This is a genomic window from Phytoactinopolyspora endophytica (assembly GCF_004138495.1).
In the GTDB taxonomy this organism is placed as follows: domain Bacteria; phylum Actinomycetota; class Actinomycetes; order Jiangellales; family Jiangellaceae; genus Phytoactinopolyspora; species Phytoactinopolyspora endophytica.
The window spans coordinates 505,159-515,975 of the sequence record NZ_ML142850.1 but is presented as its reverse complement, the minus strand read 5'-3'; the positions used below and the strand labels follow the sequence as shown (position 1 = coordinate 515,975).

Genomic DNA, 10,817 nt, shown 5'->3' with positions numbered 1-10,817 from the left:
GGCCGGATCAGTGGTGCTCGACGGGAAGTCGATCACCTCGTACAAGGCCAAAGAGGTCGCCCGCCGGCTCGGGTTGCTGCCACAGAGCTCGATCGCGCCGGACGGGATCTCGGTCGCGGACCTGGTGGCCCGGGGCCGATACCCGCATCAGAAGCTCATCCGCCAGTGGAGCGACGCCGACGAGCAGGCCGTTCTCGACGCTATGGCCGCGACCGGGGTCTCGGATCTGTCGGCGCGGCTCGTCGACGAGCTCTCCGGTGGCCAGCGTCAGCGGGTCTGGGTGGCGATGGTGCTGGCGCAGCAGACGCCCCTGCTTCTGCTCGACGAGCCGACGACGTTCCTGGACATCACGCACCAGATCGAGCTGCTGGAGCTCTTCACCGATCTGCACCATGACGGCAACACCCTGGTGGCGGTCCTGCATGACCTGAACCACGCGGCCCGTTACGGGACCCACCTGATCGCGATGAAGGACGGGCGCGTCGTCGCCGAAGGAGCGCCGCGGGAGATCGTCACCGCCGACCTCGTCGAAGAGGTCTTCGGCCTGCAGTGCCGGGTGGTACCCGACCCGGTCACCGCGACGCCCATGGTCGCCCCGCTCGGACGTGACCGCACGCGGCCCGGACACGCGTGAGCCGGTGTACCGGCGGCTTCGTGGGCTGACGTAACTCCTGGCAGCGTTCCCCGAGCCGCGTGCGTTACCTGAGCCCACGAAACCCGGCCCGAGGGTGCAGCGGGTTTCGACACGACAGGAAGGTTCTTCACAGCATGAGGTTCACGCGCATCGCGGTGATCGCGGCCGGCGCCGCTGCTCTCGTCCTCGCTGCTTGCGGGAGCGATGACACCGCCACGGAGGGCGGAGGAAGCGCGCCGGACGGCTCGGCGGATGACAGTGAGCGCGCACCCGACGGCACGTTCCCGGCGGTTGTCGAGACCAAGTTCGGTGAGGTCACCATTGATGAGCAGCCTGAACGTGTGGTGGCTCTCGGGTGGGGCGATGCGGAGACCGCGCTGGCGCTGGGTGTGCAACCGGTCGGCGCCTCAGACTGGCTTGCGTTCGGCGGCGAGGGAGTCGGGCCCTGGGCGGAAGGGCTGTACGACGAGCCTCCGGAGATCATCGAGACGCTCGAGCCCTCCTATGAGGCGGTCGCCGCTCTCCAGCCTGATCTCATCCTCGACGTCAAAAGCTCGGGTGACCAGGAGCGTTACGACCGGCTTTCGTCCATCGCGACGACCGTCGGTGTGCCTGACGGCGGCGACAGCTACCTCACCAGCCCCGAGCAACAGGTGAGGATGATCTCCACAGCTCTGGGCCTGGCGGAGCAGGGCGACGCCTTGCTCGACGAGGTGGACGCGGCCTTCGAGGCCGCCGCGGCCGAGCACCCGGAGTGGCAGGGCAAGACCGTGGTGGCCGCGCCGAAGACCAGCGAGGGCTGGGGCGCGTACGTCGAGGGCGCTCAGCGGGTGGTGTTCCTGGAGAGGCTCGGCTTCCAGCAGAGTCCCACTATCGAGGAGCTCGAACCCGGCCCTGAGGGCTTCTCGGTGGACATCTCTCCGGAACGGCTTGACCTGTTGGACGCCGACGTCGTCGTCGCATTTCCCATCTACATACCGACCACCGACATCACCGAGGACCGCCAGTTCCAGTCCGTGCCGGCCGTCGCCGATGGACGCTCTGTCGTCATCGACGGCGACTTGGCGGCTGCCTATGCGATCGGCACGACGCTGGCGACGCAGTACGCGATCGACGGCATCGTGCCGTTGCTCGCCGACGCCACGCGATGACTGCCCGCGCGGGGCGCCGGTGCGCTCGCCTTCGTGGCCCGTCGTAACGCTGCGCGCATCCGCCAGAGCTTCACACGTTACGTCAGGCCACGAAGTCCTTCGGGCCACGAGCCTTCTAGGCCACGTGCCGGTACGTCCTGCGTTCCCGGTACCAAGGACACGGGTGGGTACGTGGCGGGTGTGCGGCGATCACCGCCCGGAACCGCTCGGCAAGTTGCCCACGGCTGTGACGAGCGTCCGGCCAGCCATAGCGGTGAACCTCGAGTCCGTGCTCACGGAGCTGCCATTCCCGCTCACGCTGATGACGGATCACGGTCGCGGCGTCGAGACGGTTGTTGTACTTAGTGTCGCCGTCGCCTTCGAAGATCAGCCATCGGTCGTCGAGGAGGTGGTCCGGGCGGAGCCGCACCGGGCCGAGCTCGATCCAGGCGTTCGAGACGGGGACGGGCAGGTCGTGTTCGATGAACGTGAGCCGTCCCAACGCCTCAAGCGGGGACTCCGCATAGGCGTCCGCGTGCTCAACGACCCATCTCGCCGCGGATGCTCCTGGCCAGCCGAGTTGCATCCCGAGGACATGGGTGAGTTTCTCCACGGTGGTGCCCGATGCCAGTGCAGCGTCGGCGAGGACCAATGCGTCCTCTCGGGGGCTGGGTGCGAGCGATGTCAACGACCAGCCGGGCGTCGGTCACTGTCGGACAGCGGCCGACGACGGAACGTTGCTCCGGCGGCAAGTCCGCCCTTCTGATCTCGCCGAATGTGGAGTTCTTCGCCCACCCCGCTTCCAGGGGAACCACGACCATCGGCTTCTCCGGCGGTGGGCTGACGGTGGGCAGGCCGCGAACTGCCACGGCCGACCAGCCGGCTGCGTATGCGTCCGGGCCGCACGCCGTCGTGAACGCCCGTGAGCGTAGCGCGAATGCGTGCCACGGTTCCGCGTTCTCGTAATCCTCACGGCGGGCATAGATGCCCTTGGCTAGCCGGATCAGAAGTCCGGCCTGCACGAGCCGTTGAAGCCGCGGCCGCGTGATACCCGCCTCGCGTGCGCCGGCAACCGTGAGTAGACCGTCGCCGATGAGAAGCAGGTCTTCCACGTCACCTGACAGGTGGTTCACGCGTTCGGGCACGTCGCCTATCGTTCGCGACCAGAGACACGCGGGGAAGGTCACCTGGCCGAATGTGGAGAACCCCGGGGCGCATACGTCCGACGACGGCAGCTGTGGATAGACGGCTCTGGTGCGACCTGAAGGCCGGGCCTCGGTCGGTTCGTGGCCTCAGGTAACGCTACAACGATCTCCAGGCCCGCCAAACGTTACGTGAGGCCACGAACCCCGGTGGTTTATGCGGACTGTTCGGGGTCCCGTAAGGTATGCCTAAGTAAGGTGAGGCTAATGATACTTTGGCCGATGGTGTGCCACCTATCGACGAGACGGGAGTTGTGGTGTGAGAAGACTGCGAATGGACGAGCGTGGGGGCCGCGCGAGCTCAGGTGCGGGTGCGAGCGCGGGTGCGAGCGTGGGGGTGGCTCTGCGGTTCCCAGGCCATGGCCCTGTGGCCCGTGCCGCATTTGCGGCTCTGGTGTGTGGCGTGCTCCTGCTCGCCGGCTGCGGCTCGGATGATGCGGGCGACGACGCGACCGACGACGTGAGTACGGGCGAAGGCGACGAAGGGGGCGGCGACGCAGGCGGAGAGTCGAGCGGTGACGCGGGCGGTGATACGGGCGATGCGGCGTTTCCGGTGACCATCGAGCACACGTATGGAAGCACGACGGTGCCCGAGCGGCCTGAGCGGGTCGCGGCCGTTGGGCTGATGGACCAGGACGCCTTGCTGGCACTCGGGATCGTGCCCGTGGCAACGACCGAATGGTTCGGCGAGCAGCCGGGTGCGATCTGGCCGTGGGCGGCCGACGAGCTGGAAGCGGCCGGAGGGGAGGCCCCCGTCGTGGTCGGCGACTCGACCGACATCAACTACGAGGGTATCGCTGCCGAGGATCCGGACCTGATTCTCGCGTTGTACTCCGGCGTGACGGAGGAGGAGTACGAGAGGTTGTCGGAGATAGCTCCGACGGTCGGCCATCCGGCGGGCCAGGTTGACTACGGCATCGGGTGGGCGGAGCTCACCCGCACGACGGGCCGGGCTGTCGGTATGGCGGACGAGGCGGAGGCGCTGATCGACGACGTCGAAGCCCAGTTCGATGCCGCGCGTGCCGAGTATCCGGCGTTCGCCGAGGCTACCGCCGTCATGGCCACGCCGTACGAGGGCATCTTCGTGTATGGCCCGGACGACCCTCGCGGCCAGTTCCTCACCGCCCTGGGATTCGAGCTGCCGGACGGCTTGGCGGACGTGACCGGCGACGAGTTCGGCGCGAACCTCAGCGAGGAGCGGGTCGAGATGCTCGACGTGGACGCGATCGTCTGGCTGGATGCTGCCGAGGCGGAGGACGTGGGTGGTGCGCTGTACGAGTCGTTGCCGGTGCACACCGAGCAGCGGGAGGTCTTCCTTGAGTCCAGTGATCCACTGGGTGCGGCCACGTCGTTCGTGACCGTGTTGAGCCTGCCGTTGCTGCTCGAGGAGCTCGTCCCGATGCTCGCGGACGCCGTCGAGGGGAGCGCGGCCGCCAGCTGAGGCAGCGCGTCGCTCGTGCGGCGCCTTGCCGCCGGACCGGGAGCCAGACCGGTGGTCACGCCAGGCCGGCGTCGTGAACCAGTAGCGCGATCTGGACCCGGTTGTTGAGCTCGAGTTTGGTCAGTATCCGGGAGACGTGCGCCTTGACGGTGGCCACGCTCATGTAGAGCTCGTGGCTGATCTCGGCGTTCGACTTGCCGTGCGCGATGGCGAGCGCGACGTCGTGTTCGCGCTCGGACAGGTCCGCGAGCCTTGCTGCCGCCCGGACCTGCCGGCCGCCGTCGCCGCCGGTGCCGCCGGCGACGTGTGCGATGAGCTGCCTGGTGACGGCGGGGGAGAGGATCGGCTCTCCGGCCGCCGCTCGCCGGATGGCGGCGACGATGTCGGCCGGTGGCGTGTCCTTCAGCAGGAAACCGGTGGCACCGGCCCGCAGGGCACGCAGGACGTGCTCGTCGGTGTCGAACGTCGTGAGGATCACGACCTCGGGAGGGTCGCGACGGCTGCGTAGCGTCTCCGTCGCCGCGAGGCCGTCGATGCGGGGCATGCGGATGTCCATCAGGACGACGTCGGGTTCCGCAGACTCGACCGCTGCCGGGACGTCGGTGCCGTCGGCGGCCTCACCGACGATCTCGACGTCGGGGGCTCCCGCCAGCATCATGGACAGGCCCGCGCGGACGAGCGCGTCGTCGTCGACGATGAGGACTCGGATGGCCGGCGTGGCTGCCGGACTCGGGGCGGGAGAATCGGTGGTCACGAGGGCCACGGTAGCCAAGCGGACACGCGAAAGTCGCCATCCGGTGTCGTGCCGTGCTCGAGTCGTCCGCCGGCCAGACCGACCCGTTCGCGCAGCCCGATCAGTCCGGTGCCGGCGCCTGGGATCTCCGGCCGGGCCGCCGATCCGACCGGCATGCGGTTGCGGACCTCGACCTGGAGGCCGTCGTCGGGCCGGCCGTCGAGCGTCACCCGGACCCCGGCACCATGGGCGTGCTTGCGTGCGTTCGTCAGACCTTCCTGGACGACGCGGTAGGCGCAGCGGGCCACCGTGGACGGCGGCGGTTGCGCGCCGTCGTCGAGATGGTCGTCGAGGCTGACCCGCATCCCCGCCTGCTGCGACTCCTCGACCAGCGCCGGGAGTTGTTCGAGCGTCGGCTGCGGCCCTTCCGGGTCGGCCTGGTCTATGGGCTGCGACCGAAGAACGCCGATGATGTCTCGCAGGTCCTGTAGGGCCTGGTGCGCGCTGGAGCGGATCACCGACGCCGCGGCGGCGATCTCCTTCTCGGGGGCGCCTGGACGGTACTCCAGAGCGCCCGCGTGCACGCTGAGGAGCGAGATCCGGTGCGCCAGCACGTCGTGCATCTCCCGTGCGATGCGTTCCCGCTCCAGGTGCCGGGCCTGCTCGACGCGGAGCGAGGCCTCCGACTCGGCCTGCCGCGCGCGCTCCCGCAGTGAGATGACCAGCTGACGGCGGGCTCGGACGAACAGCCCCCACGTCGTGACGGCGACGACCACCAGGGCGCTCACCGCGAGCGACATCCTGGGAGAGAGCTCCGGGTCGGGGTAAATGCCGTAGAAGAGCATCCCGCAGACCATGTGCAGGCCGGCGACGGCCATGGTGACCGTGAAGCGGCGATGCACGGCGACGGTGAACAGCAGGATGATCGAGGCGCCCCCGGCAGAGGACGCGACGATCGAGACGGGTGCGACCGCTACAGCGAGCGCGACCGGCCAGCGCCGTCGCCACCACAACGCGATACAGGCCGCGGCCCCGGCGACCAGGTCGGCAAGCTCAGTCGTTTCGCTCGTCATGTGTACGGCGGCCGCGTCGAATCCCGCCAGGCCGATCCCGATGGCGATCAGGAAGCAGACGACGTCGATGATCCAGTCCCGCAGCGTGCGGCGCGTGCGTCGCGTGCTGCGGTCGATGTCCGCATCGGTTCGCAGCAGTCCAGGCAGCAGGCCGGGCAGCTCAGCACCGGATGCACCGCGGGTGTCCAGGGACGGTCGGGAGTTCACACTGGACAACGGTACGGACCTGATGACGGAGCGGGGAGCAACCAAGGTCGATGGAGAACCCGACTTTGGTTGCGGAACGTTCGCCTCCTGGGCGACGCGCCGGGCCGGGTGGCGGCGACAGAGTAGATCTCATGATCACTGTCGAACACCTCACGAAGCGTTACGGGCCGGTCGCGGCCGTGAACGACGTGTCGTTCAGCTGCCACCCGGGCACCGTGACCGGGTTCCTCGGCCCGAACGGCGCCGGGAAGTCGACCACGATGCGGATGATTTGCGGGCTGACCCGTCCGTCGTCCGGTACGGCCACGGTCAACGGTGTCGCCTACCGTGACCTACCCAACCCCGGGCGGCACGTGGGCGTGCTGCTCGATGCGTCGGCACAGCATGCGGGTCGTACCGGCCATGAAGTGCTGACCGTCTCCGGTCAGCTGCTGGGCGTCGGCTCTGCCCGGGTAGAGGAGATCCTTGAGCAGGTAGGCCTGTCCGGCGCCGCGTCGAAACGACGGGTGGGCAACTACTCGCTGGGCATGCGCCAACGGCTCGGAATCGCACATGCATTGCTGGGGGACCCGAGCGTGCTCATCCTCGACGAACCGGCCAACGGCCTGGATCCGGAGGGCATTTTCTGGATGCGCGGTCTGCTGCGCGACTTCGCCGATCGAGGCGGGACCGTGATGCTCTCGTCGCACCTGCTGCGTGAGGTCGAGGCCGTGGCCGATCACATGGTCGTCATCGGCCACGGCCAGATCGTCGCGGACGGCGGCAAGGACGAGCTGCTGACCCAGGGCGGGCTGGTGGTCCGTGCGCTGGAGCCGTCCGCGCTGGAGAGGGTGCTGGCCGATGCCGGCGTCACGGCCAAGGCCACGCGCGACGGTGCTTTCGCCGTCGAGTCCGATGCGGAGACGGTGGGACGGGTTGCGGCTGCGGCCGGGATCGTCCTGCTCGAGCTCCGTCCGGCCGACTCGGCCGGGCTGGAAGAGATGTTCTTGCGTCTGACCTCGTCGGGCCCGCCCTCGTCCGACGGGCCGCCGCCTGAGGTGACACGGCCCGTGCAACCGTCCGAGCTCGACAGGGAGGCCGTGTGATGTCCGCTGTGACTGTTTCCGGCTCCGTCCGTACCGACCGGCCGGCTCCGCCGTCGCTGGCACGATTGGCCGGGGTCGAGCTGCGCAAGATGACCAACACGCGTGCGGGCATGGCCCTGCTGGTGATCGTCCTGCTCAGCGAGGTGGGCTTGATGATCGGCCTGATGGTCGCCGGCGATGCGGAAGACCTGTCGTTGAGCGGCTTCTTCCAGATCGCACAGCTAGGTGTGGGCATCCTGCTTCCGGTTCTGGGCATCCTGGCGGTGACCAGCGAGTGGTCGCAGCGCACGGCACTGACGACGTTCGCGCTCGAACCGAGACGGCAGATGGTCGTGGCGGCGAAGACAGCCGCGGCCGCGGTACTGGTCGCCGGTGTGTTGGTGACGTGCGTGAGCCTGGCCGCGCTGGCGAACGTTGTTGCGCCGCTGGTGACCGACGCGTCGGGTAGCTGGTCGCTCGGAGGGAATGTGCTGGGGTTCGCGGCGCTGTTCCAGCTGATCAACGTTCTCGTGGGTATCGCGTTCGGTCTGGTGTTCCTCAGCTCGCCGCTCGCCATCGTTCTGTACTTCGTCCTGCCGACGCTATGGAGCATCCTTACGGGGCTCAGCTCCGCGCTGGAGGGACCTGCGCAATGGCTCGACTTGGCATCGACGACCGAGCCGTTACTGGAGGAAGCGATGAACTCCAAGGATTGGGCACAGTTGGGAACGTCCGTGGCGGTCTGGCTGGCGTTGCCCTTCGCGCTGGGCCTGGCCCGCGTGATGCGCAGCGAGATGAAGTGAGGTTCGTCGACGGTGATGAAAGTGATTATCATAAGCATGTAATCGCATGCGCGTTCACCGTTGGGAGAGCTGATGAAGAAGGGGATCCACCCCGATTACCACCCCGTGGTGTTCCGGGACAGCGGCGCTGACACGGCGTTCCTGACCCGTTCCACCGCGACCTCGGACAAGACCATCACGTGGGAGGACGGTCAGACGTACCCGGTGGTGGACGTCGAGATCTCGTCCGCGAGCCATCCCTTCTACACGGGGCGGGCGAAGATACTCGACACGGCGGGTCAGGTGGAGAAGTTCCGTCGCCGGTTCGGGGCCGGCCGCTCATGATGTGTGGCGTCGCCGCGCGGTGCCGATCGACGGTCGTCCGCGCTGCGACGCCGGGTCATTCGTGCGTCTGCCCTTCGGCGTCCGGGCCGCCGAAGGGCAGACGGGCTGATGGGGCATATCCTCCGCGGGTTGTCTGAACCCTATGCAGGGGTAGGTGCCTGGCCTGGGGGTTGTGTGACAGCAGATTCGAAGGCCGCGCCGTAGGCCGCAGCCGCAGCGACCGAGTCGACCGCGAACGTCACGTGCCCGACAGCGACCCGGTCGCCCACGGCCTCGGCCACTCTCGCCGCGTCCGCAAGGCTGAAGCCGCCGCATAGCTCTATCAGTGTGACGTCATAGTCTTCGACGAGCGTGCGAGCTAGCGCCGGTGCTTCGGCCGCGTCAGGGACGGGTGCCAGGACAGTGCGCTGACCTGCCCGCTCGATGACCGCGCGGTCGGCGACTGAGTCCGTGCCGACGTGTTCGTAGATATAGGCCCAGCTGATCGTCAAGGGAGCTCCTCAGGGTTGGCTATGCGGTGGATCCGCCGAACAGTGCTGACTCTATAACCTCAATATAGCTTGAGGTAAACCTCCGGATCAGAGCAGTGGATAATCGTTATCATACGTAACTGGTCGGTCGTCAGGTCTTGATCGTCGGCAAAGGGGGTCGTTTGGCCCCTTGCGTCAAATGTCTGGTCTGTGCATAGCTTTAACAAGGGGGGTGCGGTACAGGGCGGAGAACAGGGGGATACGCAGCATGAACCACCACGTGCAGCCTGTGACCAGCACACCGGCCAATCCCTGGCTGACCGTGATTGTCGGCCTCGGCCTGGTGTCCACCGCAGTCGGCTTGATGTTGTACACCCATGCTGTCGGTGAAGATTCGCCGCACAATGACATGTCCAGCGAGATTGCCGCCGGCGCAGGGCTGGCGGGGGTCGGCTTGGTGATGCTGATCATATGGTTGGCGGTAGCCGCAGTGTGCTGGCAGATCCGCAACCTGCGCAGGTGAGGGCCGCTTACCCTGAAATGTCGCTCGTATCAGTCGGTGCCCAGGGTCGACTCGCGCGTGATCAGTCGCGGTGCGACCATCTCCGTGCCGTGGGACGGCCGGCCCGCGATCGCGTTCAAGAGTAGTTCGCCTGCCCGCTGTCCGAGTTCTTCCAGCCGCATGTCGACCGTGGTCAGCGGGGGCCGGCTTGCCAATGCCATGACTTCCCAGTTGTCGTAACCGGTGACGGCGATGTCCGCGGGAACCCGCAGCCCGCGCTCGCGCAGCCGGTCACAGCCGCCGCGTGCAAGCTGGTCCGAAGCGAAGACGATCGCGTCGACCGGCAACGGTTCATCCGGCCGGTGGGAACTGAGCAGGATATCGACGGCGTGGCGGCCCCACCTCTCACTCCACTCGCCGAACAGCGGTTCGCCGACGAGCTCCATGCCGGTGTCGTCAAGTGCCCGGATGACGGCGTCCCTGCGAATGTGTGACGTGCGCTGGTCCGGGCGTCCCCCGACGTGGGCGACGCGTCGATGGCCGAGCGAATGCAGGTGTGCGATGACCTGCCGCACGCCGTCCGCGTCATCCGGTACGACACACGCGTCGTCCGGGTCCGACGACGGGGCGAAGGCATACACCACGGGCACCGCGACCCGGATCGGCTCCCGAGGATCGGTGGTGCGGCCCGTGACGATGATGCCATCGACATGGCGGGCCACAAGTGTACGGACGTGGTGTTGCTCGCGGACTGGATCGTGGCGGGCCGTGGCGAGCAAAGCGGAGATCTCACCGACGGCGAGGGCGCTCTCGGCTCCCAAGACGACCGGCAATGAGAACCGGCCGGCAGAGTCGGTGCTCAACAGCCCGACCGCGAAACTGCGTCGGGACGACAGAGCACGGCCACGCGTGTCCGGTACGAATCCCAGCTTCTCGGCTGCCGCCCGTACCCGCTCCCGGGTGCTGTCGTGGAGCGCGCCCGTGTTGTTCAATGCCTTGGAGACGGTGCTCGCGGAGACGCCCGCGAGTGCGGCGACGTCGATGATACGGACTGGCTGTCTCCCTTGAGTCATCCCCCACCCCTTGATGATTTCCGGTATTTCCTCAGTCTCAACAGAGGTCTTTCCCTCGTCTTTTCAAAGTGTACATCGCACGCGCATGAACAGTGATAAATGGGCGTATTGACACGGCACCTCCTTGGTCGTACGTTGAGGAAAACGTGTTCCTCAAAGGA

12 protein-coding genes and 1 pseudogene are annotated in these 10,817 nt (G+C 67.6%); 7 read left to right on the top strand and 6 right to left on the bottom strand.

Annotated features, from left to right (window positions below; translation table 11 throughout):
• Both ELR45_RS05660 and ELR45_RS05655 read left to right on the top strand, forming a co-directional pair.
• A partial coding sequence (locus ELR45_RS05660) for an ABC transporter ATP-binding protein (RefSeq protein WP_240759180.1) occupies nt 1-634 on the top strand: 634 nt, incomplete at its 5' end.
• Between the two features lie 134 nt (nt 635-768).
• On the top strand, nt 769-1,785 hold the full coding sequence (locus ELR45_RS05655; RefSeq protein ID WP_129664114.1) for an iron-siderophore ABC transporter substrate-binding protein: 1,017 nt from the start codon (nt 769-771) through the stop codon (nt 1,783-1,785).
• 115 nt (nt 1,786-1,900) lie between these two features.
• Here ELR45_RS05655 and ELR45_RS34640 read toward each other — a convergent pair whose 3' ends face one another.
• Together ELR45_RS34640 and ELR45_RS42520 are read right to left on the bottom strand one after the other, a co-directional pair.
• Nucleotides 1,901-2,452, bottom strand: a complete 552-nt coding sequence (locus tag ELR45_RS34640; RefSeq protein ID WP_240759179.1) for a hypothetical protein — start codon at nt 2,450-2,452, stop codon at nt 1,901-1,903.
• A 298-nt stretch (nt 2,453-2,750) separates the two neighbouring features.
• Nucleotides 2,751-2,876: pseudogene (locus ELR45_RS42520) on the bottom strand (type IV toxin-antitoxin system AbiEi family antitoxin domain-containing protein); the annotation flags it as partial.
• Between the two features lie 457 nt (nt 2,877-3,333).
• Between ELR45_RS42520 and ELR45_RS05645 the strand changes: the two are divergent.
• Nucleotides 3,334-4,407, top strand: coding sequence for an iron-siderophore ABC transporter substrate-binding protein (locus ELR45_RS05645; protein ID WP_205856080.1), 1,074 nt, complete (start codon nt 3,334-3,336; stop codon nt 4,405-4,407).
• 55 nt (nt 4,408-4,462) lie between these two features.
• Here the strand turns inward: ELR45_RS05645 and ELR45_RS05640 are convergent, their stop codons facing one another.
• A complete protein-coding gene (locus tag ELR45_RS05640; RefSeq protein ID WP_240759178.1) occupies nt 4,463-5,161 on the bottom strand; it encodes a response regulator in 699 nt (232 codons plus the stop codon).
• The gene (locus ELR45_RS05635; protein WP_205856078.1) at nt 5,158-6,420 is read right to left on the bottom strand and encodes a sensor histidine kinase; all 1,263 of its coding nucleotides are present in this window, start codon (nt 6,418-6,420) and stop codon (nt 5,158-5,160) included. Before ELR45_RS05635 ends, ELR45_RS05640 begins: the two co-directional genes overlap by 4 nt.
• A gap of 131 nt (nt 6,421-6,551) precedes the next feature.
• On the opposite strand from ELR45_RS05635, the gene ELR45_RS05630 reads away from it, so the two are divergent.
• The 3 genes from ELR45_RS05630 (at nt 6,552) to ELR45_RS05620 (ending at nt 8,611) form a co-directional block, all read left to right on the top strand.
• Entirely contained in the window at nt 6,552-7,505 is a 954-nt protein-coding gene (locus ELR45_RS05630; protein WP_129664112.1) for an ABC transporter ATP-binding protein, read from the top strand.
• Nucleotides 7,505-8,287 (top strand): ABC transporter permease, encoded by a 783-nt coding sequence (locus ELR45_RS05625; protein WP_129664110.1) that lies wholly within the window; start codon nt 7,505-7,507, stop codon nt 8,285-8,287. The genes ELR45_RS05630 and ELR45_RS05625 overlap by 1 nt, the downstream gene beginning before the upstream one ends.
• Nucleotides 8,288-8,359: 72 nt before the next feature.
• Nucleotides 8,360-8,611, top strand: coding sequence for a type B 50S ribosomal protein L31 (locus tag ELR45_RS05620; RefSeq protein ID WP_129664108.1), 252 nt, complete (start codon nt 8,360-8,362; stop codon nt 8,609-8,611).
• A gap of 140 nt (nt 8,612-8,751) precedes the next feature.
• Here ELR45_RS05620 and ELR45_RS05615 read toward each other — a convergent pair whose 3' ends face one another.
• Complete coding sequence (locus ELR45_RS05615; RefSeq protein ID WP_129664106.1) at nt 8,752-9,102, bottom strand: DUF6506 family protein; 351 nt, start codon at nt 9,100-9,102, stop codon at nt 8,752-8,754.
• A 268-nt stretch (nt 9,103-9,370) separates the two neighbouring features.
• On the opposite strand from ELR45_RS05615, the gene ELR45_RS05610 reads away from it, so the two are divergent.
• Entirely contained in the window at nt 9,371-9,604 is a 234-nt protein-coding gene (locus ELR45_RS05610; RefSeq protein ID WP_129664104.1) for a hypothetical protein, read from the top strand.
• Nucleotides 9,605-9,633: 29 nt separating this feature from the next.
• On the opposite strand, the gene ELR45_RS05605 is transcribed toward ELR45_RS05610, so the two are convergent.
• A complete protein-coding gene (locus ELR45_RS05605) occupies nt 9,634-10,656 on the bottom strand; it encodes a LacI family DNA-binding transcriptional regulator (RefSeq protein WP_129664102.1) in 1,023 nt (340 codons plus the stop codon).
• Nucleotides 10,657-10,817 lie beyond the last annotated feature (161 nt).